A 22875-nucleotide genomic window follows, 5' to 3' on the forward strand; every position below is an offset into this window, starting at 1 on the left:
TATAATTCTAAACTCGTTATAACATTTTCAAATAAGTCAAAATCGGCGTGCTGTGCACAAGCCAACCTATTGTGGAATTCATAAACACTATTTGAAAATTGTCCTCGATTCATTCTTTACGCCTAACGCCCAAAACAGGGGCGACAATTGGCCAGCTAAAATACGAGCGAAGCGAGCCAGCTGGCTAATTGGCGTCCGCTTGCTTTTGCTTGTTAGGCGATTACTTGGTGAACTGTACATGACCCAGCTCACCGTTTGTTTTATTTACTTGGCAAACATAGCCTGCAAAGTTATTTACGGCGATAAAACCAGATTCAGAGGCTGTGGTACGACCGAAATTAGTGTACCCATCATTGCCTTGATTGGTGGGGTTCTTTGCCACCCATAATTCAGTGCCGCTCTTATCAAGACACACTAGATTATTTGCGGCCTCGCCAGTTGGATATTCCATGTAGTCGTAGACCACAAAGATTTTTCCATCTATTTCTTCCGCATCAAGAATAGAGTGCGGGAGAGAAAGCCTTTTCCCATCTATTACTATTTGCTTGCTATCGAACTCGATCATTTCGTACGCCTAACGCCGCAATATGGGGCGTATTAAGCTTGACTAAAATTAGCGAAGAATGAGCGCCAGCCAAGCTTTAGACGTCCCATCCATTATTGCCTTGTTATAAGCACTGCTTCACGTTCGCTTCAATATATTTCACTATTGAAGGTACGCTGTAACTTTTTAAATAGTTTGTTCCACATTTACTGGTGCATTGGTATGTAATCAACACTGCTGCATCGCCGCCCGAATGAATAGTTTCGTGAAACCCGAGAATTACAGTTGTATCTAGCTCATTTATTTTTTCGAAATTTGTTTTTGTAATGAATATCGGGTTTTCATTTAACCTGTACTCGACCATTGTTGAAACAGGAATCCACTTTCCTTCAATGACTTTCGGGTAATTTAAACCAACATATTTATCGGTTGGGCGATCCAAAGTAAAGCCAAGGCAAAATGCGTTTTTTGGTGTTAATTCAACGTCTGGCGTCACCATATCCGCTAAAGATGCAAATGAGAAAAAGTAAAATATTATTAGAATATTACGCATTGATTTCCCTGTGCTTATAACTTTTCAATAACGGGCGCAGGCACGTAGGGCATAATGGCGAAGCCGCCCTGCGTGTATGCGTCCCAGCGAACGAAGTGAGCGAGTTTATTGAGTTGTTATATGCGTGCCTATTACAACACATGGACGTCGTTGATAGTTGCTGCATAAAATCCATTACCTTGCGGGATAAACTCAAACTCCACTGTTAAATCCGTAATCTCACTATTAGACGGAAGATAAAAACCAAAAATTAGGTTTCCAGATTCGGTTTCCAAATTTTCAGAAAAACATTTGGAAAGGTCTTCATTTTGGAATGTTACTGGCGATGTATTGTTGTAATATTCCTGAACTGCAAATTTTAATTTGGCTTCTGTCCAAGTTTCTCCGCAGCTGTTTGGACAATCCAATAGTTTCTGGGCTTCGTTGAACTTTTGTAGAGAGAGCAGCCTTAACCAACTCTGACAGTAAGACTTCACATGCACTTCTTTGTTTTGTTCAGCGATAGATAGCATGAATTCCTCAAAAGCATATAACGCCCGCGTAATTGGCGCGAGCTTGCGAGCGTCCTAATTGACGCGTTTGTTAACTGCTATAGCAGGTTGTATTTGAAGGAGTGGCCATATCGCCCCATCTGAGTGCCGCCAAAATATCGGTCAACTACGTTGAATAATTTTGGAAGCTGTAAAAGTTCACCCTCTGAAGCCTGTTGCTGATAAAGATACAAAACTGAAATATAAAGAGCCGCTATAGAATTTAAGCAGTTCTTTAAGTTTCCTTTCTCGAAATGCTCATGACGATGGTGCTTCACCTTATTGTGGTCTTGCCACCAGAAAGGAGGGTGATTATCTCCCCAATCAGTCCAAGGCTTGAGCGTAAGTCCATATCTGGGGACAGTAACCTCAAACTCTTTAAAGTTTGGTAGTGCATTGACAATTTCGGATTGATAGGCATTGATCGAAGACGCCGTACTACCGAGATTTATAGCTTTACATAGTTGCTTCAAAACCACATCAACTTCAGAGCTAGCTGCAAGAAATAGCCTAGCAATCTCAATTGAAAACGCTTCGTCATTAGATGAGAAATCTACAAAACGACCGAGCCTATCTAGATCTTCCTCGATTGATAAGAAGAAATTCCAGTGAATGAGTGTTTCTTGCCTTTGAATTCCCACTTTGCCTCCTGGCAGTTAACAATTTAATAGTGCGCAAATCGCGCATATTTCTACCACGTAACTGCTCACTTTTCTGATTACTACGTTTTTATCAAATTAGCTAACCTTTTGCTAGTTAACAAAATAATTTAAATTAGTAAAGTGGTCTTACGACAAGAATGCGCAAATTGCTCATTTTCTTGAATATAGGGGAAAGTTGTAAATTTTGAATATAAAGACTGTATCAAAAGAAAATTTTCAATCTTCGTTTGAGGCAGAGCTCTAGAGTAGTTACGTTAACTCATCTTGGGCAGAACGAGTTACACCTCAAGTTCAGTTAATAGAAGACAACCAAGAATACTGACAACTTCGCACTTCACCTATAAAATCACCAAATTATAAAACAACCCCTCTTCACAACTTGACTAATTATTATACTCCTATAAGTTGTAAATATAATAATTAAGTAGAAGGATTTACTCATGCCTGGTGCATTCGCACATATTACGGCGGCTAATTTAGCAACTGATAACAATGCTCTTTCAAGGATGAGCATTCCAAATCAAGCCAAGTTAATTTTAAGTACAAATCAAAAGTATATTGAGCTTGGTTGCGTGTCTCCTGATTATCCTTATCTTGCCTTAGGTAATGCAGCACAAAACAAGTGGGCTGATTTAATGCATTATCAAAACACAGGTGATGTTATTAAGGAAGCTATAAAGTATTGTAAAAACCTTGAGGGACGGGCGAAAGAAAAATGCTTTGCATGGCTGTGTGGCTACATGTCGCATGTTGCTGCAGATATAACGATACATCCTGTAGTCGAGCTTAAAGTAGGACCGTACGAGCATAATCAGGCCGAACACAGACAATGTGAGATGAATCAAGACTCGTTTATTTGGTCACGATTAAATCTAGGCGAAATTGGCCTTGCCGACCGCGTTGAGTTAAATATTGGCTCATGCACCAATCAAGAGAATTGTCTTGATGATGATATAAAGCAAATTTGGCAGTACATATTAACTAGCATACACACTGATTATGCCCAAGTAACAGAACCCAACTTTGATGCATGGCATAGTGGCTTTCAATTAGTAGTAAATAACGCAGAGGAAGGATACAGACTGTTTCCTTGGGCTAGGCATGTTGCCGCTGACAATGGCCTTCTTTACCCTCGTGACGATGAAGTTGACAGTAGCTTTATAGAAGACCTCACAACCCCTAATGGTCCAATGCACTATAATGACGTGTTTGATTTAGCCGTTAAAAATATTAAATACTTTATATCCATCATCGCTAACGATATTTTTAATGATGAAGAATGCACTCAACTTTGCAACTGGAATTTGGATACGGGTAAAGATGAACACGGACACTTAACAGCGTGGAATATTTAAAATGCGATATATAATTCTCATCACAGCAATTGTTTTATCAGCAGCTTGCGCGAGTTCAGCAAATACTTACAACCCTGAAGAAATGGCAGATCTTGCATCGCAATTAAAAGATATTTCTGCCGCAGTGGATGGAACACTAAAGTTTAGCTCAGAGCCATATACTGACCCACAAAAATTACTATTAACGGCGATCAGAGGCGATAAAAGCAGGCTTACGCCATTTAAAAATTATCAGTTAAAAGTTGTTATTCAAGAGCAAGATGCCGCTTTACTGCTTTGCCAAGATAAGCGGCTACTTATCGAAGATGTCGGTTGCACAGCCAAATCAGACATACAACATTGGCAGTCGAGTACGCCTCTTACTTGTGAAGCGACAGTTACTTTTAGTCAACTGTGCGCGAGTCATTAATTTTCCAAATGCTGATTTGATATTCCTTTAATGTTTTAACCACAATTAATTATCGGAATATCAGACCACCTAGTTGTGTAATGCGGTGATAAAAATGCGCGGCGCATATTCCATTTCTGCGTTAAACACTCACTGCCTGATTGTAAAGCACCTGTTCCGTATCGACTATTAATTGAGTCAACACAGTCCATGAGTGCTTGCTTAGACTGCTTTTCAGTAAATAAGTCTAGCTGCTTATTTGCTGAGCATTCCAACTCAATTGCCCCGACTCCACAGCGATAAAAATGCACATTCTCTTTGTATATTTTTTCTAATATTAATGAGGCTGCTTTTGTGATTTCGAGTGTATCTGCTGTAGCAGTAGGAAAATCAAATATTATAGACTTTTTATAATACTCATTATCATGTGGTGAGCTGGCAGCAAATACCACAATACGCTTTGTTATAGAGCCCTGCCTTCTTAGTTTTCGACCAACAATTGCTGCGTGTGCACTTAATGCGGCTCTTAATGTGTTGATATCTGTAACTCGCTCACCAAAACTACGTGTAGAAAACACCTCTTTTTTACCTTGCTTCACTTCATCCCAATTTAAACAAGCCACACCATTTAATTCACTCACCGTTCGCTCAACAACAACACTAAATAACCTACGCATTTTTTTAGGGCTTTGATCTGCAAGTTGCTGTGCTGTTTCTATTCCCATCAGTTTAAATTTTTTTGCTAAACGAGAGCCGACTCCCCATACATGCCTTACATCCATTTGGCTGAGTATGTGTTTACGTGAAGTCTCGTCATTAATAACAGCCACACCTTTAAAACCAGGTAGTTTTTTAGCCGCATAATTTGCAGCTTTTGCTAATGTTGGCGTTGTGCCAAACCCGACCCCAACAGGCAAGCTTGTTTCTCGCCATACTGTGCGCCTTATTTGCTGACCATAAGCATGCCAATCAGTAATTAGGCTGCTAAACCCTGTAAACTTTAAAAATGACTCGTCTATCGAATAAACATGGTGCGTATCGCTAAACCGGCTTATCACAGTCATCATACGCTCACTTAAATCGGCATATAATTCATAGTTTGATGAACGCACCACTACATTATTTTTAGCTAAAAAGTTTTTCACTTTAAAATAAGGTGCAAAGTTTGGAATATTTAGCTTTCTAGCGATTGGGCAAACGGCGCAAATACAGCCATCGTTGTTCGTTAGGACAACAACCGGTTTATAGCGAATGGAGGGATCAAACACTTTCTCTGCGCTTGCGTAAAAAGCGGCGGCATCAACTAGCGCATACATAAGGAGTTTACGCTTTTGTTATTCTTAAATGTTCGTATGCAAGCAGTTACAACTCCCTCAACTTTAAACTGGTCGTCTTCATAAATTGATACGGGCTTATATAAGTCTGAGGCTGATAATAATTGCCGTTTATTGGTATCAATAATTTTGCACACAAAGCTGCCATTGTAAGTGGCAACAATAATGTCGCCATTTTGGATAGCCACGCTTCTATCAACAATTAATAAGTCTTTATCAAAGATTTTTGCATCTACCATTGAGTGACCTGATGCTAAACCTATAAAGGTTGCATGGGGATGCTTAATAAGCAGCTCATCAAGCGACAAGCCAAGTTCTTTGTACTCTGCCGCAGGCGATTCAAAACCCGTAATACCTGCTTCAATATAGATAGGAATAACAAACATACACAACCACAAACACTGTACATAAACACAGTATAGGTTAGATAAAATAATTAGGAAAGTGGAATTTTATAAGCCTAAAAGCAAGATTCTGTAACTTACTTATAAATCAAACTTTTCTTTAGCAGCAAGTATTGCCTGTTCAATGAATATGTTTTTAACGGGTTTAGAAATAAACATGTCCATACCCGCTTGTTTACATGCTGCTTTATCATCAGCAGAGGTATTTGCCGTTAAGGCTACAATATAGGTTTTATCCGTAGGACATATAGCAAGTTCTCTTAATTGGCGCGTTGCTTCAAGGCCATCCAGCAATGGCATAACACAGTCCATAAAAATTAAGTTATAGTGTTTTTGCTTACATTTATTAATTGCATCGACGCCGTCACAGGCAAAATCAGCGGATAAACCCATTTTTTCTAGAAAGGCCGAAAGCACGAAACGGTTGATTTGGTTATCATCAACAACCAGTATCGATAAAGCTAATGACGATAAATCAACATCACTGCCACTATGGTTACTTTGATTTTGTGGCGTGCCTTTTTGCAAAGGTAATCGAATATCAAAACAGCTCCCTTTTTGATATTCACTTGACACATTAATTGTGCCACCCATGTAATCAATTAACTCTTTTATAATAGCAAGCCCGAGTCCTGTTCCTCCTTTTTTACGCTCTTTATTTACTTCTTGCGTGAACGGGGAAAACAGTGATTTCATAAAGGTTTCTGTCATACCAACCCCTGTATCACTTACCTGTAAGTGAAGTACAACAGTATCTTGCTCTGAGGTTGTGGTTGCTTTAATGCTAATATGACCGTCATCGGTAAACTTAAGTGCATTACTCAATAGATTTGAAACTATTTGAGTTATTCGCGTGTTGTCGCAAAACGTCCAGCATTCATCATCAATATTAATGTCTGTATCAAACCGAAGCTGTTTTTGTTCAAACAACGGGGTATATAACGACACTAAATCAATAAAAATGGTTTTCAGTAAGAAGTGACTTGGCTCTAACTGTAACTCGCCATGATTTATTTTTGTGAAATCCAGTACTTCATTAATAATATTCAATAAAATATCAGCACTGCGCAATGCTACTTTTAACTTTTCTTCACGCTTTTGTTCTGATTTTTCATAGAGTAAGGTTGTCAGCATCCCTGTAATACCATTAAGGGGGGTTCTTAATTCATGACTTATTTTTGCAAGCAGGATACTGCGGTCTTTTAATATGCGTTCAGCGTCGGCCTTTTGCTGTTTTAGCTCTTCGCGTAGTAGCACTTCTTTGGTGATATCTTGGAATGTACCAATTAGGCGAATACATTGCCCATTATTAAACTCAGCCTCACCAAAGGTCGATACCCAAATCGTTTTACCTTTCGCTGTTACAAGCTCAACTTCGTTTTGCCAATCAATGCCATGCTCTATCGCATCTGACACGGCTTTTTCAATCGCGCGTCGGCTTTCACCTTGCTTATAAAAATTAATCGCTGTCTCTATGTTGGGCGTATAATCTTCTGCTACTTCATGAATTATGCGTGTTTGTTTACTCCAATAAATACGATTGGTTGTTAAATCAAATTCCCAAGAGCCGATTTTGGCAACATCTTCAACTTGAGCCAGCATGTAATTCTTTTTGATAAGCTTTTGAGCATTATTATTTCGCGCAAATTCACTACCCAGCCATTGAGCAAAAAGTTCAACATAGTCATGCGCTTCATTTGTAAAAGGTGCTGATGGCTGGGGAGCAGAAAAATTAACCGTACCCACAACCTGATTTCCCACATAAATAGGCGCACCAATATAAGACTCTAATTGAAAATTAATATAACAAGGGTGTGCTGCGATATGTGTTTTTGACGCATGATAAAATGATAACGCTTTATTAGCCTTAAGTGTATGTAAGCAGTATGTATTTTCTAAATCAAATTGAGTACCTACGGCAATTTCATTATTGGGAGACACCACATGCAATACAGTATAAACCTGTTCACGGACTTCACTCACAATAGCAAAATCGAGGGCAAAAACATCTAAACCAAACCGTAAGATGTGCTGAACTTTATCTTCAAAACAAAGAGTCTGATCAGAAACAATATCATGAAATCGACGTAAAAAGTTCAACCTAACTCCCTAGGTAATAATTCTGGATTTATTTTGATAACAGCATACCAATAAATAGAAAAACACACATCAAATCAATCAAAAATACTTAGTTTTTATAATTAAAAGTCACTAAATCTGTTTTTGTTCATCACCTAGGTGCCTTTTTATCCTTCAGCTAAACTTTTATTGGCGTTATTCTCTAACATCATCAATACTTTATCATTAACAAAGCTCATTTCATTTTATTATGGCTTATTGATGTCACTAAAATTAAAGCTAACTCTGTTACTCTCATCACTGTTTTTAGTGTTATTACTAAATACTTCCATCGTGTTTTATCTCGATCAAGAAGGCCGCTCAAAACTTGACGCTGTTACTCGTACCCACTTAATTATTGATGAGTCAGAGCTACTTTATAATGATGTAATTAGTGCTGAAACAGGCCAGCGTGGCTATTTACTCACCCATGATGCAAGTTATCTTGCCCCCTATTATTCTGGAATAAAAGAAAGCCAATTTCGACTATCTGAACTTAATAGCCTCACTGTTGATAATAAAAAACAACAACAGCAACTAAGTGACATTCGCTTACTTGTTGAGCAAAAATTTGCTGAACTTGCACTAACAATAGAGCTTGCGCAACAAAATACCGATGCCTCAATCAAAAAAGCAATGTCCGTCGTTCGAAGTGACCAGGGAAAAATAATAATGGATCAACTAAGTGAAAAAATAAGCACTTTTCAAGATGACGAAAGACAGCGCCTCGATATCGAACGAAAAGAGTTTAGGCATAACAGAAAAGTAATCACCTCTATTGTTTCTATCCAGATCCCGCTATTTATTTTGCTTTCCGTTTTGTGTGCTGTGTATATAAGAAATAAGTTATTTAAACCGCTTAATCTATTAATTACCAATACTGAGAAGCTCGAGCGAGGAGAGAAACCAGATACTACACATTACACTGCCCATGATGAAATTAGCTACTTACTTAAACGGTTTTACCGAATGAGCCAGATCATTCATAAAAAAACGACAAAGCTCACCTTCCAAGCTAATCACGATCATTTAACAGGATTACTTAATCGTACAGAACTAGAGTCACAACTCATTGATGCTATCAATTTGTGTACTGAAGATAGTAAGGTCGCTGTTATTTTTATTGATATAAATAAGTTTAAAGAATTAAACGATCATTACGGTCATGCAGTGGGTGATGATATTTTAAAAGAAACGGCAAAGCGGATCAGTTCATCAACCCGTGCAGACGATGATATATACCGCTACGGCGGAGATGAATTTATCGTTATTATGCATAACACAGCCAAGACATCCTATGTTGAAGCGATGATCGCTCATTTAATTGCGCAATTTAAATTACCATTTGAAGTCGCAAATCAGCGTATTGAAGTTTCTTTAAGTATTGGGGTATCAATCGCTCCAGATCATAGTTGTGATGCACTACAATTAATAAAAAATGCTGACACAGCAATGTACAAAGCGAAAACAACAGCTAATAAAACCTATTTTTTCTACCAATCTAACGATGAAAACTGAACGTAAATATGTCTTTTTACGTATAAATTTGCAAAAAGCAGACGTGCTATGTATAAAAAACATACACGCATATTTATAAAAAGGGTATCGCTATGCATATTTTGTTAACCGGTGGAACGGGATTAATTGGTAAACACTTGTGCCCTTTTTTACTTAATCATCATAAAGTAACTGTACTTAGTCGTAATCCAATTCAAGCAAATGTGCTGCTTACACATCAAGTACATGCTGTACAGACACTCGATGAAGTCGACTTTGAAGACATCGATGCGGTGATAAATTTAGCGGGTGAGCCTATTGTAAATAAACGCTGGAGTGAATCACAAAAGCGCACACTTTTTGAGAGTCGAGTCAATCTAACACAGCAAATTAGCAAAGCTATTAATCGCTGTGAGTCACCTCCTCATACTTTTATATCTGGTAGTGCTATTGGTTTTTACGGCCGTCAAAATGATAATCATATTGATGAAGAATTTAATGATATCTACCCTGAGTTTAGTCATGTGCTGTGCCGTGATTGGGAGCATGCAGCTACAAAAGCAGAATCAGAAAAAACACGAGTATGCCTGTTAAGAACCGGCATCGTGCTTGCTAAACAAGGCGGTGCCTTGTCAAAAATGCTACCCGCATTCAAGTTTGGCTTAGGTGGGCCACTCGGTCATGGGCAGCAAGGTATGTCGTGGATACACATTGATGACATGATCCAACTTATTTTATTTATACTCACACACGAAGACATTCATGGCCCTGTTAACGCAACCGCTCCCGACCCTGTAAGTAATAATGTGTTTAGCCAGACCTTAGGCAGTGTACTGTCGCGACCAGCGATGCTTAGAATGCCTAGTTGGGTATTAAAGCTGATGATGGGTGAAATGTCAGACCTACTACTACATGGGCAATTCGTACTGCCCAAAAAAGTGCTCGCACATAATTACCGTTTTCATTACCCAACCCTTAAACCAGCACTGGAAAGTCTAAAATTGTAAGAACTAAATGCGTATTGCCATAACACTATTAATACATAATAATTAATATGTGAACACAGATGTGTGAGTTTAGGATTATATATGGTGCACCTACCCACCATTATTAGTATCTCAATTTTATTGAACCTGATAATTGGTGCTTTTTTACTGTCTTTGTATTTTTTAAGAAAGCAGTCTAGCTATTTGTACTGGGGGAGCTCATGCCTAATTTTTGTGTTAGCGCAAATTACAGCCTCTTTAAGGCTCTTTATAGACCTGCCATTTATCACCCATTACATAGCAGACTTACTTATAATTTCAGCTCCGTTAGCAGCTATTTTGGGTATACATGCGTATACGCAATCCGAAAAACAAAAGTTAAAGTTATGCGCTTATTTATTGGGCTCTAGTGCAATCGTATTATTACCTTTGTATAGCAACTCAGTTAATCAACTTATAACAACAGCAGTGATTGCTGCATGTTTTAGTTATGCGGCTTATGCACTAAGAAAACTCAATGTCGAGCACATTATTCACTTGGTCCTGTTACAGCTATGTTTTGTATTGCATGCTTGCATTATGCTCTTACAGCTAGGGCTATTAGTGATAGATGGGCTTAATATATTTACTTTCGATTTCTCACAAATACTCGCCATCATCTTACTGAGTCACATTGTGATAACCACACTAACGGCGATGATTTGGCCCTTATTAATGTTTTTAGAGTCTGAGCAAATTTTAAGTGACTTGGCCAATAGAGACCCACTAACAGGCTTACTAAACAGACGCGCGTTTTTAACTATTAGCAATAACTATTTAGAACAAGCCAACAATAACTTAACCGAACTCTGTGCACTGATGATCGATATCGACTTTTTTAAAAAAGTGAACGATCAATATGGTCATGATACTGGTGATGAAGCATTAAAGTGGGTCGCCAATAAAATTAAATCGCAACTTAGGGAAGGCGATCTTATCGCACGAATTGGAGGCGAAGAATTTGCCGTACTGCTCACCAACACCAGTTTACAAAAAGGCCAAACATTGTCTGAGCGAATACGTGTAGCGATTAATAGTGAAACGTTTATACATCAGCAGCACGAAATAAAGCTATCGATTAGCGTTGGCATAATTACACATAAATCTGGCAGCAATAACATTAACGAATTACTCGCCCAAGCAGACAAAGGGCTTTATAAAGCCAAAAGTAATGGCCGCAACCAAGTAGTCATGATGGCCTTTTAGCTTTATTAATAACTAAGGCTGTCGTTAAGCGTACTTAATTCATTTGTTATCCAAGCTTTATCTAAGCATTGCTCTAGATTTAACTCAGCAAACTTTAAAAAGCTCCTTGCAGCATGCGATAAATGCCGGTCAGTTCTAACAACAAAATACCAATGACTTGCAATCTGAACATCGGCCACATTGAGGATGCTAAACGAAGTATCATGTGCAGGTAAAACATGCCGAGAAACAACCCCCAAGCCCATACCCGAGCCAACCGATACACGAATAGCTTCATTGCTTGCCATCTGCACAGTGTTACTTAATACAAAGCCCCTACTTTGTAGTTCACTTTCAAATAACATACGCGTAGCAGAGCCAGGTTCTCGTAATAAAAAACGCTCCGTTACTAACGCTTTTAGATTTACATTTTTTTGCAAAGCAAGGTGATGGTTTTTTGGCGCAATAAAGACCAGTGGATTTTGTAAAAAACGCGCAGCTTTTGCGTGCTCCAACGAAGGCGGATGACTGAAAACATAAATATCATCTTCCCCTCTTTCAAAACGAGCTAACACCTCTGCACGATTACCAATTTCAAGCGGTAATTCAACGTGCGGATGTAAATTACTATAAGGGCCCAATAGCTTAGGTAGAATATATTGCGCAGTATTCACGATGGCAATCTTGCATTGACCACGCTCCCCCCCTCTGAGCTCGGCTAAGTAGTCTCGGTAATCATCAAAGTGCCCAAACACTTGCTGGCATGTCTGAAAAAGTGCAAAGCCCGCTTCTGTCACATGTATACGCTGTTGGTTAACAACAATTAATGGCTCATTGACTGTTTCTTGTAAGCGTTTTATTTGCTGCGATACCGTAGGTTGCGTTAAGTATAATTGCCTTGCCGTTTCACTAATCGAGCGTGTTTTAACAACACACATAAACACTTCTAATAAACGAAAAGAGATATGCCTTAGATCCATACACCACCTATAGATAATCACCTATATGATGATATCAACTATTTAATTATTTTCTATATTAATTTTTATCTAGAATAGCGGCGCTTTAACTAAGAGGAGAACAAAGTGCCTGATATTGTTGTAATGTTTTTTGTTTTAGGTGTCATCGCTGGCTTATTAAGGTCGGATTTAAAAATTCCCCAAGCAACCTACGAAACATTGAGTTTATTACTCATGCTGACTATAGGCCTAAAAGGTGGAATGGTATTACATGGCAATTTACATTGGCAATTGCTACCTGAAATGGGCTCTGTATTACTACTTGGCGCTTGTATTCCGTTACTGCTTTTTCCTTTTTTAAAATATGTACTTAATTTATCAATCGCAAATAGCGCAAGTATTGCTGCGCATTACGGCTCAGTAAGTGCCGGTACATTCGCTGTTGCATTGGCCTATGCCGAGTCTAACTCGTTAAATGTAGGTGCAGAAGTAACACTCTATTTAGTGATGCTTGAGTTACCCGCCATCATTGTTGGCTTATTACTTTATCGCCGCTTAGGTAATGGCTCTGGGCAAAACTTATCACTTAAAGCCCTATGGCATGAAACTCTCACCAACAAAAGCGTGATATTGCTCGTCGGCGGCGTGATCATTGGTATGATGTACGGCACCCAAGAAGGAAGCCAAGTTACAAGCTTATTAACTAACAGCTTCAAAGTAGTACTGGCGCTATTCTTACTTGAAATGGGTTTAATGGCAGCGCAAACTTTACGCCCAATCCCTTGGCATCAGTGGCGATTAGCGCTATTCGCTATCATAACCCCTAACCTACTAGGTGCAATAGGTGTTTTTGTCGGCACCGCTTTGCAGCTCGAGCTAGGATCCATTGTTATATTAGGTAGCCTAGTTGCGAGTGCTTCTTACATAGCAGCGCCAGCAGCAATAAAAGCAGCGATTCCAGATGCTGATATCGGCTTAGCAATGCTTAGTTCTTTAGGGGTTACGTTTCCGTTTAATGTACTAGTAGGAATAGGGTTATATCATCAAATAGCATTGTTTGTTTCGTAAAAAAGTAAGTTCAATCATCGCTTTATCAATGCGATTTAGTTAAAAGTCGTTTAAGATAGGCAAAAACAAGCAAGGAGCTGCCATGTTCAATTATAAACTCAACACTGAGCAGCAGCGCATAAGCGAGATTTTTCAACGCTTATGTAAGCTATGTGAAGTGAAAAATAATACTGAATTGGAACACTACTTATCATTAAAATCTGGGTTTTGCGATCACTGCATTGACAGTGCAACTCCACCCTACGAAGTCATTGATACCGCATGTAAAATGACAGACACAAGTTTTGATTTTGTATTAAATGGTCATAACCAAAATACGATGACGCTGGATGGTGATTTATTACAAGCGGTTAATAATGGCATTATTAAAAGCATTAAAAAGTTATCAACAGCAGGATTGATAAAAGGTGATAATCAAACACAAGAAGCGCTTAACCAATTAGCAAAAATTCAAGTTAAGCAAATAGAAAACGAAATCAAAATACAAAGCCAGATCAAATAATCTGGCTTTTAATTTCTACCTTTGTATAACTCGTTATAGATATTAGCGATGTTATTTTGCTGATCATAATATCGCTGTAACTCGCCTAACGACATGTCTTTCAGCTCTTTATCTGCCAAATTGCAGCAGCTATCCGCCAATGACAATTGCTCTAAGTCTGGCGACTGACCAATCAGCCCCGCAATTTCGCCTTTGAGTTGCTCAGCTTTATTAAAAAGTTTAATAGCACGGTTTAGGTCTGTTTCATTCTCAGCTTGAATGGTACACCAAACAGCTTCAACAGACTTTGTTCTTATCTGATCTTCAAAAATGCCCTTACGCGAAATTAACCAAATACTGGCAACCAGCATGATGGCTAAAACGGCAATGGCTATGTATATAAGTTCAAGCATTACGGTCCCTCGGTAAACTGAATGTTACTATACACCCAAAGTTAGCTTTCAACATATCAGTAAAAAGCATTATAAATGAAAGTAGAAAGCTGATATATAACAAAGTTATCATTTATACATATTTATCTATCAGGGCCAGCTCGGACTTACTAAAACCTTTAGCTTAGTTTTAAGCAAGCGAGGAAAAAGCATCACAATTGCAAGTGCGATACTTACATATAAGACGATAAAGCTGTAAATGTAGTGAACATAGGCATGCTCTTCTTGTATATTTAAAACAACCAATTTAAACCATAAAATAAGATGAGCAAAGGATAGAAGAGTTGTTAGCTTAATGACACAAAAGAACAAGTTTCCAAACTTGTAACTGAATTTTGTATGCAAGTAATACAAAAAATAAATACTAAGCACATTAATTAAAGATGCTACGAGGTAAATATGTTGCGTATTTCCTATACTTTTATTTTCTGCTATAAAAATTAGAACGTACTCCATCAAAAGTGAAGTTAGTGCATATTTTACAACTACAGATGCTATTGATAAAAAGTCACTAAAGTGTTCTCTATTTTTAAGTGCTCGATACAATGAAGAGGCCAGTGCTAAAACATACATAGTCGCTATAATAGCTTGGAGCGAAATAACTCGATGATCCTCGGTTGCAACTAACAAGTTATTGTACAAATTTTGAATAGATTCAAGCATTTTTCACCCTCTAAACGAATTCAAAGGGTAAAATGAAATGAAGAAAAAAACCAGCAAATTGCTGGTTTATTTATTTTAATTTTCTTTCTTATTTTTTCTAATGATAACAATACCACCTGTACCATTTAATTGGTATTCTTGCTTTTTCTTTCTAATTATTACGATCCCACCAGTACCTTGAAGTTTAGTTGTATCAAAAGACTGTGCAGGTAAAGCAGTTGAAGATAAAGTAGATAGTAATAAAGTAGATAAAGTCATTTTTTTGTTCCTTCATATTTAGGTATAAATAAAGATGCGATTTACAAGCAAATTTTGAGCCATTACATAGTTTTGAATAAAAACTATTCGCTCAGCTACCTATATAAGCATAAAAAACAACCTACAGGTTATTTTACAAGCTTATTGAGAACAAAAAACACTCACTCCACCTACCCTTTTAACCGAAGGTCAGCCTTTTATCTATTAGCCCTTAGAGCTCAGCGCCATAATTCTGACAATTAAGGTAGGTGTAGTGTGAATATAGTCGAACTTAGCTTTTGTTTTGCGGCCAAGTCTAAAAAGAGCAAGGTGATATAAAATTGGATTGGTGATGCATAATCAACTTCCTTGTGATTTTGCTTAATGAAAATAAATTAACAAGAGTCCTAGATGTCTAGTTGTTCAGGGGAAGTCCGCCGCGACAAAACCTTTATGGATGAAATCATTATTTTATTCTTTTTAAGTTTATTCATCTGTCACTTCATACCAGATGCAACCGTATATGCAAAAAGGTTGGCAAGCAATGGGCTATAAAGGTGCGCCTTAGTACTTTGAGTTTGTGATTGTGGGGATTGCCGTTTCAACGCTTGGGTTAATGAGATTGTTTAGGGCGTTTTGGGGTGGTCGCAGTAATAGTAAGAAAATCGCTAGTTAGGAGCTAGCGCCTCAAGCTTTAATTATAGTAGCTCATATCTGTTCTTACAGTTTTAATGAATAGGTTTAAATTTCATCTGACAGGCGGTTGTGAGCGAACAGCGGAAGTTCGTTCAAACACGTTTTTGGACATTTATGAGTTAGAATCGACAGACGGATCTGTACAATGGCTAGACATTGGTAACGCATTGAGCGGAGAGTAAAAGTGGGCTAAATTTGTGAAGCAAAGCGGAATCGAACCAACTGTTACGAATCCGCCTTAAACCCCTTATTACATGCCTTTCTCTTTTTCTATCACCGAAATTGTTCTTTCTACAAATCTTTTGAATGCTTCTTGGGGAAGGAATGGTGACCTACCGCCTAAATTGAATTTTTCCACAATACTCTTAGCTTGAGCATCATTCATTATTCGGTCTTCATCCCACCCTTTTTGGTGTAGCTCTCGGACTCTCATTATCCATTCTGAAGTATTTTTTCTGAATTCTAGTAAAGACAACTTTCTTGCTGGTGCGCCATGGCCGGGCACTATGAGAGACTCTTCGTCACCTAGCTTCATAATTGCATCAATCGCATCATTAAAACCTTGAAATCCACCTGCATAAAATGTTGGGTGCCAACTGGTATCGAAAACATCACCAACAAAGATAGTATTGCTAATTTTGTGGTAATAAATATTGTCATTCGATGAGTGTGACTTCACTTTAATATGAACAAGATCATCTGAAGTAGTAATACTCTCGACAAGCTTTGCGCCTTGCTCTATGAAAAACTCATTACCACCCGTATGATCTGAATGTGTATGAGTATTCAAGATATAAATTATGGACTTATTGGAAATTGACTTAACTATGTTATCTAACTCTAGTAAATGCCCACCCCCTGGCATGGGATCGATTAAGGTCAAACCATTCTCTGTAGTTATTAATCCAATATTAGTTCCGTACTCCTTTCCACTCAAAATATGAACTTGATCAGATACTTTCTCTACATGGATATTGCTAGAAAAGACAGTAGAACTGAAAAATAGCAATGAAATTAATTGTATACATTTAAATTTTGTCATAGCTCATCCTAGTTAAGCGATACTAAATAGTACATTGTCATTTAACGCATTACTCACCGGAAAATGACGAGCGCCAGCGAGTTATTTTTCCGGTGCAGTAATTTGTTAAGTTTCGATGCCCCAGATCTCAAATTTATTCCCATTTACGATAATTGCTTGTGTGTTGCTAATTGGGCAAAGATCCATCTTCCCTTCATAACTAGAAATGATGCTCTCAACTGACTCTTTGAATGGAAAGTTTGTATGATGAGGAACCGGATAAATATCAATCATACCTAATGATAAAAACGTACCTATTTTCGGCGCGGCAGTGAAATCATCCATGTCTTTTACATACTCAATATTGCATGAAAGCACAATGGAACCGGCAGACTCTCCAATATACATTTTTCCTGAATTTATGTGTTCTGATATTAATTTATCCGCACCCGTTCTTTTCAGCTCTTGAAGTAAAAAGAAAGTGTTGCCGCCAGTAATATAGATGTAATCATTTTTTTGAATCGTGCATTCTATTTTTTCTTTTGTTGCCGTTGAAATTTCAAGCTCATCAACAATTAGCCCACATTTTTCAAGGGCCTCTTTTCCAGCGTCTACATAAAATTTCACTTCTTCGACAAGGCTCGCAGTAGGTATAAATGTAACTGCTTTGCCTGCACATTTTTCCTCGGCGAATTTCACGAATAAATCGGCCACATCCACGAAAGATGAAGCTAAAAACATCTTTTTCATTAAACCTCCTTCCTGCCCACGTACTTCTCTAGAAACTTAACGCCACAATAAACGGCACAAAATAGCAGGCTAAAATTGGGAGCGTAGCGGACACAGCCTGCTGTTTTGTGTCCGATTTTTAATTGCTTTGTTAGCATTACTCGCGTATATAGGCGAATAAATTATTTACTCTGAACATTTCTAACTGAACTGGAATTTTAGGTATTGTATCTATTATTGAAAAAGTAAAACCATGACTGAGCTTTTTGTCTTTAACAAATTCCAGGTAAATATTAACAAGATATAGAGCTGCTAATGACTCTAAAACGTTTTTCAAATTAGCTTTATTATAAAATTCATTTCGCTGATGCTTGACCTTGTTGTGGTTACTCCACCAGTCAGGGGAGATATTTTCTTCCCATGATTTCCACGGAATAAAACTTAGCCCATATTTATAACAAATAGCTGCTTGGCCGTTAAAATCCTTTAATTCATCTGAAATAATCTGCCTATAATTATTAATATTTTTAGCACTTAATTCTGGTGATATTTCCTTACACAACTCTTTTAATACAACATCAATTTCTGAGCAAATAGAAAGATATAATCGTACCATCTCTATTGAATATGTAGAGAAGTTACTCTCCGTAAACTCTACATAACGAGATAACTTTTCTACATCCGCCTCAAGAGAAAAATAATAAGGCCAATAGGAATGCACTGTGATGACAAATTCTCCTGTAATGCTAACAATTTAATAGTGCGCAAATCGCGCATATTTCTGCCACGTAACTGCTCACTTTTCTGATTACTACGTTTTTATCAAATTAGCTAACCTTTTGCTAGTTAACAAAATAATTTAAATTGGTAAAGTGCTCTTATGACAAGAATGCGCAAATTGCTCATTTTCCTGAATATAGGGGAAAGTTGTAAATTTTAAATATAAAAACTGTATCAAAAGAAAATTTTCAATGTCCACTATTTGTTCAAAGAAGACCGTTTGAGCAATTAGGCTAACTCTTTTTAAGGGCAAAAAAGAGTTAAAGCCGAACGTCCTAAAATAGCACAAGTGCAACTGTCAGATTTGATTGTGTTCTAACAATCAAACCTGACAGATCAAGTTAAGACTTATTCACTTTAATTTTGCGATTTTTCAATTTTAGAAATTAATGTATCAAGCACCATTAAGTCATTAGCCTTTTCCATATATTCATCACTATCTTCATCAAGCTGTTTAAGCTCCACTGTTTCTTTTTCAACTCTATCTTTAAGTGTGCTTTTTATTAATCTAAGCTCTAATTGTGAAAACATAATTATCCTACATCTTTATTTGGTACACCGATAAAACAAGGGATAGCCATTGAATCTAACTGATTTAGCTTTTCTAAATATTGAGTAACCGGCATGTCATATAGAGGTCTAATAGTAAAATGGTTCTTACCTAACGATCCCCCATCATCTAACGACACATGGAGTCCTTGCGGCATTTTAGATTTAGCCGGTAACTTCCACCACAGTGTACCAAACTTGGGGTTTCTATAATTAAATAGTGATAAGCCGCCAGATTTACTATCTACAAAGTCAATATCATTCTTTTTGTAAACTCTCACATCCCAAGTTTGTTCTTCCTCTCTTGGTGGTGTAGTACGAATATAGTCAAACTTAGCTTTTGTTTTACGGCCAAGTCTAAAAAGGTCAAATGGCAAGGTGACATAAAATTCGATTGGGGTATGCATAATCAAGTTCCTTATGATTTTTTTAATACTTGATAGTAATCTACATCAAATAAATAAGAATATCTAGATGCAGTAATGTCCATCCAATTTACATGCTCGCTTTATATTTTAACGTTTGCAAATCAAGTTCTTTAATCTGCTCAACTACTTCTGCTTTAGCATTTAACTGTTTTAAAGCCCGCGAAAAATTTAGCTCTGGCACACCATTTAAAATGGCCGCTGACTTTTTATCTATCCCGCGCATCAGGTAATCACTAAGTGCGCTTTTAATATCATCACTTTTAATTTTGCAAAACTACAAAAGCACTCTAATCGCTGCTGTGTTTGTGAATCTTTAAATAAGTAATTCATAAAATAATTATCACTTAACTGATAATTAATGCTATTTCAATAACAGTTTAATCTCCACCTTTTTGATATTTTCATTGTTACAGCTGTGACATTCAGATCTTTTTTAAGCATACCTCAGACCCTTTAAATACAAGAGCTAGCTTAAAATAGCATGTCACAGAGGTTGCAAATTTGACGCATTTTTTGCACGAAAGCGGAAGGCAAGAAGGAGTGAATTTTTCGGCCCTTGGGTTTTCAGCTAATAGTTGAATGGTTATTTATAAGGCAACAAAACACTGTATATAATCACGGTCAATTTTATGCCGGTGTAGCTATAAGGATAAAGTGTCCGAACTGTGGAAATAAAGTGACTCTTTCATCAAGAGAAAATCAATCAACCCATGTAGCTGATCTGTACATTTCATGTACTGACGTTAAAAACTGTGAGGCAACGTTTGTCAGTACATCGACATTTAAGCACTACCTAAACCCGCCCATCAAACAATTCAACAATTGGCTGAATTCTTAATTAAGAACTTGCCACGAGAACAACTATTAGAATTGGTGGGGTTTTAATACAAAGGTAGTAAATGTTAAGAATAAGACCTGAGTAAAATTCCTAACATTCAAACTTATAGCTTTTTACATTTAGCAAGAATATTATTATTTCCTCTATCATCATAACATATAGAACTACTTGTAATCTCAAAGCCATTAACAACATTATTTAATGATAAGTTATTTAGAAATAAAACAGTTTGATTTCCATACAATTGCTTTGACAAAAAAGTACTTTCGACAAACCTAGAGTTAGTTACACCACTCAGATCTATAAAATACTTTCCTGCTGGTGTATCACCTCTTACCCATTGTCTTTCAAAGTAAAGATCGGTGTTGTTTTTAATTGAAATTACGGAATTTTCATAAGAAGAGTAAGAAACAATTGCATTATTTATAATTTTATTGCGAGCGCCAGTTTCAGGCTTATCTGAGTGCAGAATAACCCCCTGGTTTAAAGCGTTTTTTATACTATTCAAAGTAATCGTATTATCAGCAATAGGTCCAGAACCAACTATTTCAATACCAATATCATTAGATTCAATAATATTCGAGGAAATAACATTTCCTTGGATTACTCCTTTCCCACCTTCTGGCCCAGAACTATTTTGAACAATCCCACTTCCCGCATTATATATCGTATTAGAAGTGATTTCAGAATCTAACAAATCATAGCTTTTGATTGCATGAGATCCTACTTTAGCATTGCAATTATTGGAGCCACGGTAATCTATGACATTATTCTTAACTATGTGATTACGGCCATTTATTCTAATACCATTGTAAGAAACACCTGAAATATTGTTATTTGATATTTTGAAGTCACTTATAAAATTAGAGTCTTCGTAATCAGGATCTTGAGATATGTAAATTGCAACTCCAGCACACTTCCCGTATATATGACGAGAGTCATTATCTTCCCTAAATAACTGAAATTCATTGTAGCTAATATTAACATTACTAACAGAGATAGGTTGATTCTCAATACCTCCAACATAAAGTGCTTTCAAAGGTATTTTGCTAAAAGTAACTTTATCATTAACCGAGCCACCTATAGTCAATTGATTCGTATTATATGCCTGAATTCCTGAACCATAATGTCGTTCGTCGTAAAAAACGTTACTTACACCTGCATTTTCTATTTTTCCTTTTCTATAAGTAAAACCATTAAACCTTGATATAACTAAAGCATCTCTTGGGGAATCTATGATATTAACATTTTCAAACAAACCATTTGAGATATGCTGAGCATTACTCCCAACATAAATCAGCTCATCATATACTGGTGGTTCTCCACCCCCTATAAAAGTTAAATTTTTAACACTCAAATTAGGCATATTTATAAGGCGCATACCTTTTAAAGTCACCCTATGATTATTGCCATTAATGGTAAGGGCCCCATTTCTATTTCCATTAAAACTTACGACACCATCAACCACAATATCTGATTTTATATTTAAAACTTTATCCTCAACCTTCACTGCATTCCAAGCTTGCGATAGTGCATTTTCCACCTCTTCTGGAGTACAGGTGTTCTTTTTATTGCATATCAAATCATGCGAAAATGCATCCTTTGAAAAAAATAACATCCCCAAAAAAATAAAACTTAATAGATTACTTTTCATTTTCTATCTTCCATAATAAATTTCAAATTTTAGTGTTCACCTTTTATAAAAACTAAAAGGGCCCCTATGAATATCAATCCAAGATTAACCTAATTAACACTCAAAAAAAACTATGGCGTGATATTTTATCGAATAAAATGTCAACAGTTGGATTTATGAAATAAGACAGTTATTAACTTTTACTGGATTAGATTAGTTTACCTCTTCTAATCATTTTTCTAATTTCTATCTGTACGAAAGGATTACTTAATCCATGGGTACAGTTACGTCATCAAATCTATTTCCTATCAATCGCTTTTCACTTACTGCAGAGGCTTGGTCATCATTAACTAACAGAGCTAAATACCAATCCCCTATTTTATAAAGCCTTTATCGTGCTTTGTTGCAATCAATGAATTATGACCATCATACTCAGCAATGTGTATGCAAGCTCTATTAACTCTTTTTCTTGTTGTCTATGTACATCTGTTACATGCCAACTACCCGACTTCTGGGCGAGTGTTTTCGCTCGACATCCAATAGCGAGTCGTTTTTTCATGTTTTTGTTAGTCGGCTTCGTCCAGAACTTGTAATTGACCATTCCATATTTGATAAACTTGGTCGTTTGGCCTGTTTCTTTTACCTGAAGCCCTGTTTGTCATTATTTTCCATATCAAATAATTATGAATTGGTATGTAATCAACTAGCAAAGCTTAGCCATTTAAATATATGACCACTTGTTCCTT

Annotated in this window: 27 protein-coding genes and 1 pseudogene; 9 read left to right on the forward strand and 19 right to left on the reverse strand. The window is 37.0% G+C overall.

Going from position 1 to position 22875, the window contains the following annotated elements; all coding sequences use genetic code 11:
• Positions 1-220: 220 nt before the first annotated feature.
• The 4 genes from L3V41_RS00005 to L3V41_RS00020 all read right to left on the reverse strand — a co-directional run bounded on the left by L3V41_RS00005 (position 221) and on the right by L3V41_RS00020 (position 2268).
• Positions 221-565 carry a hypothetical protein gene (locus tag L3V41_RS00005; RefSeq protein WP_237126957.1) on the reverse strand — a complete coding sequence of 115 codons (345 nt, stop codon included), beginning with the start codon at positions 563-565 and terminating at the stop codon, positions 221-223.
• Between the two features lie 103 nt (positions 566-668).
• Positions 669-1097, reverse strand: coding sequence for a hypothetical protein (locus L3V41_RS00010; RefSeq protein WP_237126958.1), 429 nt, complete (start codon positions 1095-1097; stop codon positions 669-671).
• A gap of 131 nt (positions 1098-1228) precedes the next feature.
• Entirely contained in the window at positions 1229-1609 is a 381-nt protein-coding gene (locus tag L3V41_RS00015; protein WP_237126959.1) for a hypothetical protein, read from the reverse strand.
• A gap of 77 nt (positions 1610-1686) precedes the next feature.
• A complete protein-coding gene (locus tag L3V41_RS00020) occupies positions 1687-2268 on the reverse strand; it encodes a hypothetical protein (RefSeq protein ID WP_237126960.1) in 582 nt (193 codons plus the stop codon).
• 461 nt (positions 2269-2729) lie between these two features.
• Between L3V41_RS00020 and L3V41_RS00025 the strand changes: the two genes are divergently transcribed.
• On the forward strand, positions 2730-3644 hold the full coding sequence (locus L3V41_RS00025; protein ID WP_237126961.1) for a zinc dependent phospholipase C family protein: 915 nt from the start codon (positions 2730-2732) through the stop codon (positions 3642-3644).
• A gap of 1 nt (position 3645) precedes the next feature.
• Positions 3646-4053 carry a hypothetical protein gene (locus L3V41_RS00030; protein ID WP_237126962.1) on the forward strand — a complete coding sequence of 136 codons (408 nt, stop codon included), beginning with the start codon at positions 3646-3648 and terminating at the stop codon, positions 4051-4053.
• Positions 4054-4088: 35 nt separating this feature from the next.
• Here L3V41_RS00030 and L3V41_RS00035 read toward each other — a convergent pair whose 3' ends face one another.
• The 3 genes from L3V41_RS00035 to L3V41_RS00045 form a co-directional block, all read right to left on the reverse strand.
• Complete coding sequence (locus tag L3V41_RS00035) at positions 4089-5348, reverse strand: Y-family DNA polymerase (protein ID WP_062569324.1); 1260 nt, start codon at positions 5346-5348, stop codon at positions 4089-4091.
• Positions 5336-5752 (reverse strand): translesion error-prone DNA polymerase V autoproteolytic subunit, encoded by a 417-nt coding sequence (gene umuD / locus L3V41_RS00040; RefSeq protein ID WP_062569325.1) that lies wholly within the window; start codon positions 5750-5752, stop codon positions 5336-5338. Before umuD ends, L3V41_RS00035 begins: the two co-directional genes overlap by 13 nt.
• Before the next feature lie 99 nt (positions 5753-5851).
• Positions 5852-7870, reverse strand: coding sequence for an ATP-binding protein (locus L3V41_RS00045; RefSeq protein WP_237126963.1), 2019 nt, complete (start codon positions 7868-7870; stop codon positions 5852-5854).
• 240 nt (positions 7871-8110) lie between these two features.
• Here L3V41_RS00045 and L3V41_RS00050 point away from each other — a divergent pair, with 240 nt between their 5' ends.
• The 3 genes from L3V41_RS00050 (at position 8111) to L3V41_RS00060 (ending at position 11616) form a co-directional block, all read left to right on the forward strand.
• On the forward strand, positions 8111-9406 hold the full coding sequence (locus L3V41_RS00050) for a diguanylate cyclase (RefSeq protein WP_193987441.1): 1296 nt from the start codon (positions 8111-8113) through the stop codon (positions 9404-9406).
• 92 nt (positions 9407-9498) lie between these two features.
• On the forward strand, positions 9499-10392 hold the full coding sequence (locus L3V41_RS00055) for a TIGR01777 family oxidoreductase (RefSeq protein ID WP_193987442.1): 894 nt from the start codon (positions 9499-9501) through the stop codon (positions 10390-10392).
• An 81-nt stretch (positions 10393-10473) separates the two neighbouring features.
• Positions 10474-11616: a GGDEF domain-containing protein gene (locus L3V41_RS00060; protein ID WP_193987443.1), complete on the forward strand. Its 1143-nt coding sequence runs from the start codon at positions 10474-10476 to the stop codon at positions 11614-11616.
• 5 nt (positions 11617-11621) lie between these two features.
• Here L3V41_RS00060 and L3V41_RS00065 read toward each other — a convergent pair whose 3' ends face one another.
• Entirely contained in the window at positions 11622-12575 is a 954-nt protein-coding gene (locus L3V41_RS00065; protein WP_193987444.1) for a LysR family transcriptional regulator, read from the reverse strand.
• Between the two features lie 105 nt (positions 12576-12680).
• On the opposite strand from L3V41_RS00065, the gene L3V41_RS00070 reads away from it, so the two are divergent.
• Both L3V41_RS00070 and L3V41_RS00075 read left to right on the forward strand, forming a co-directional pair.
• Positions 12681-13622, forward strand: a complete 942-nt coding sequence (locus L3V41_RS00070) for a sodium-dependent bicarbonate transport family permease (RefSeq protein ID WP_193987445.1) — start codon at positions 12681-12683, stop codon at positions 13620-13622.
• An 82-nt stretch (positions 13623-13704) separates the two neighbouring features.
• Entirely contained in the window at positions 13705-14124 is a 420-nt protein-coding gene (locus L3V41_RS00075) for a hypothetical protein (protein ID WP_062569333.1), read from the forward strand.
• A gap of 8 nt (positions 14125-14132) precedes the next feature.
• Here the strand turns inward: L3V41_RS00075 and L3V41_RS00080 are convergent, their stop codons facing one another.
• The 3 genes from L3V41_RS00080 to L3V41_RS00090 form a co-directional block, all read right to left on the reverse strand.
• Positions 14133-14516 carry a hypothetical protein gene (locus tag L3V41_RS00080; protein ID WP_062569334.1) on the reverse strand — a complete coding sequence of 128 codons (384 nt, stop codon included), beginning with the start codon at positions 14514-14516 and terminating at the stop codon, positions 14133-14135.
• Positions 14517-14645: 129 nt separating this feature from the next.
• Complete coding sequence (locus tag L3V41_RS00085; RefSeq protein WP_237114177.1) at positions 14646-15218, reverse strand: hypothetical protein; 573 nt, start codon at positions 15216-15218, stop codon at positions 14646-14648.
• Between the two features lie 75 nt (positions 15219-15293).
• Positions 15294-15476, reverse strand: coding sequence for a hypothetical protein (locus tag L3V41_RS00090; protein ID WP_237114178.1), 183 nt, complete (start codon positions 15474-15476; stop codon positions 15294-15296).
• A gap of 417 nt (positions 15477-15893) precedes the next feature.
• Between L3V41_RS00090 and L3V41_RS00095 the strand changes: the two are divergent.
• Positions 15894-16131, forward strand: a pseudogene (locus tag L3V41_RS00095) (hypothetical protein); the annotation flags it as partial.
• Between the two features lie 270 nt (positions 16132-16401).
• On the opposite strand, the gene L3V41_RS00100 reads toward L3V41_RS00095, so the two are convergent.
• From L3V41_RS00100 to L3V41_RS00125, 6 genes are all read right to left on the reverse strand, one after another.
• Entirely contained in the window at positions 16402-17193 is a 792-nt protein-coding gene (locus tag L3V41_RS00100) for an MBL fold metallo-hydrolase (RefSeq protein ID WP_237114179.1), read from the reverse strand.
• Positions 17194-17298: 105 nt separating this feature from the next.
• Complete coding sequence (locus L3V41_RS00105; protein ID WP_237126964.1) at positions 17299-17922, reverse strand: Type 1 glutamine amidotransferase-like domain-containing protein; 624 nt, start codon at positions 17920-17922, stop codon at positions 17299-17301.
• Positions 17923-18058: 136 nt separating this feature from the next.
• On the reverse strand, positions 18059-18622 hold the full coding sequence (locus tag L3V41_RS00110) for a hypothetical protein (RefSeq protein ID WP_237126965.1): 564 nt from the start codon (positions 18620-18622) through the stop codon (positions 18059-18061).
• Positions 18623-19038: 416 nt separating this feature from the next.
• Entirely contained in the window at positions 19039-19212 is a 174-nt protein-coding gene (locus L3V41_RS00115; protein WP_165381462.1) for a hypothetical protein, read from the reverse strand.
• A gap of 2 nt (positions 19213-19214) precedes the next feature.
• Positions 19215-19637, reverse strand: coding sequence for a hypothetical protein (locus L3V41_RS00120; RefSeq protein WP_237126966.1), 423 nt, complete (start codon positions 19635-19637; stop codon positions 19215-19217).
• A gap of 88 nt (positions 19638-19725) precedes the next feature.
• Entirely contained in the window at positions 19726-19881 is a 156-nt protein-coding gene (locus tag L3V41_RS00125) for a hypothetical protein (RefSeq protein ID WP_237126967.1), read from the reverse strand.
• Positions 19882-20334: 453 nt separating this feature from the next.
• Between L3V41_RS00125 and L3V41_RS19985 the strand changes: the two genes are divergently transcribed.
• A complete protein-coding gene (locus L3V41_RS19985) occupies positions 20335-20496 on the forward strand; it encodes an ogr/Delta-like zinc finger family protein (RefSeq protein ID WP_237126968.1) in 162 nt (53 codons plus the stop codon).
• 103 nt (positions 20497-20599) lie between these two features.
• On the opposite strand, the gene L3V41_RS00135 is transcribed toward L3V41_RS19985, so the two are convergent.
• Entirely contained in the window at positions 20600-22150 is a 1551-nt protein-coding gene (locus L3V41_RS00135) for a hypothetical protein (protein WP_237126969.1), read from the reverse strand.
• Positions 22151-22538: 388 nt separating this feature from the next.
• Positions 22539-22688 carry a hypothetical protein gene (locus tag L3V41_RS00140; protein ID WP_237126970.1) on the reverse strand — a complete coding sequence of 50 codons (150 nt, stop codon included), beginning with the start codon at positions 22686-22688 and terminating at the stop codon, positions 22539-22541.
• Positions 22689-22875 lie beyond the last annotated feature (187 nt).

Origin of the sequence: Pseudoalteromonas sp. L21 (genome assembly GCF_021728035.1) — a bacterium.
Taxonomy (GTDB): Bacteria; Pseudomonadota; Gammaproteobacteria; order Enterobacterales; family Alteromonadaceae; genus Pseudoalteromonas; species Pseudoalteromonas arabiensis.

Coding starts and splice junctions, on each gene's coding strand:
- L3V41_RS00105 (WP_237126964.1), bottom strand. CDS start 17,922: ATGAAAAAGATGTTTTTAGCTTCATCTTTCGTGGATGTGGCCGATTTA.
- L3V41_RS00090 (WP_237114178.1), bottom strand. CDS start 15,476: ATGACTTTATCTACTTTATTACTATCTACTTTATCTTCAACTGCTTTA.
- L3V41_RS00065 (WP_193987444.1), bottom strand. CDS start 12,575: ATGGATCTAAGGCATATCTCTTTTCGTTTATTAGAAGTGTTTATGTGT.
- L3V41_RS00050 (WP_193987441.1), top strand. CDS start 8,111: ATGTCACTAAAATTAAAGCTAACTCTGTTACTCTCATCACTGTTTTTA.
- L3V41_RS00140 (WP_237126970.1), bottom strand. CDS start 22,688: ATGAAAAAACGACTCGCTATTGGATGTCGAGCGAAAACACTCGCCCAG.
- L3V41_RS00030 (WP_237126962.1), top strand. CDS start 3,646: ATGCGATATATAATTCTCATCACAGCAATTGTTTTATCAGCAGCTTGC.
- L3V41_RS00075 (WP_062569333.1), top strand. CDS start 13,705: ATGTTCAATTATAAACTCAACACTGAGCAGCAGCGCATAAGCGAGATT.
- L3V41_RS00055 (WP_193987442.1), top strand. CDS start 9,499: ATGCATATTTTGTTAACCGGTGGAACGGGATTAATTGGTAAACACTTG.
- L3V41_RS00085 (WP_237114177.1), bottom strand. CDS start 15,218: ATGCTTGAATCTATTCAAAATTTGTACAATAACTTGTTAGTTGCAACC.
- umuD (WP_062569325.1), bottom strand. CDS start 5,752: ATGTTTGTTATTCCTATCTATATTGAAGCAGGTATTACGGGTTTTGAA.
- L3V41_RS00120 (WP_237126966.1), bottom strand. CDS start 19,637: ATGCATACCCCAATCGAATTTTATGTCACCTTGCCATTTGACCTTTTT.
- L3V41_RS00100 (WP_237114179.1), bottom strand. CDS start 17,193: ATGACAAAATTTAAATGTATACAATTAATTTCATTGCTATTTTTCAGT.
- L3V41_RS00135 (WP_237126969.1), bottom strand. CDS start 22,150: ATGAAAAGTAATCTATTAAGTTTTATTTTTTTGGGGATGTTATTTTTT.
- L3V41_RS00060 (WP_193987443.1), top strand. CDS start 10,474: ATGGTGCACCTACCCACCATTATTAGTATCTCAATTTTATTGAACCTG.
- L3V41_RS00015 (WP_237126959.1), bottom strand. CDS start 1,609: ATGCTATCTATCGCTGAACAAAACAAAGAAGTGCATGTGAAGTCTTAC.
- L3V41_RS00010 (WP_237126958.1), bottom strand. CDS start 1,097: ATGCGTAATATTCTAATAATATTTTACTTTTTCTCATTTGCATCTTTA.
- L3V41_RS00080 (WP_062569334.1), bottom strand. CDS start 14,516: ATGCTTGAACTTATATACATAGCCATTGCCGTTTTAGCCATCATGCTG.
- L3V41_RS00035 (WP_062569324.1), bottom strand. CDS start 5,348: ATGTATGCGCTAGTTGATGCCGCCGCTTTTTACGCAAGCGCAGAGAAA.
- L3V41_RS00005 (WP_237126957.1), bottom strand. CDS start 565: ATGATCGAGTTCGATAGCAAGCAAATAGTAATAGATGGGAAAAGGCTT.
- L3V41_RS00115 (WP_165381462.1), bottom strand. CDS start 19,212: ATGTTTTCACAATTAGAGCTTAGATTAATAAAAAGCACACTTAAAGAT.
- L3V41_RS00025 (WP_237126961.1), top strand. CDS start 2,730: ATGCCTGGTGCATTCGCACATATTACGGCGGCTAATTTAGCAACTGAT.
- L3V41_RS00125 (WP_237126967.1), bottom strand. CDS start 19,881: ATGCGCGGGATAGATAAAAAGTCAGCGGCCATTTTAAATGGTGTGCCA.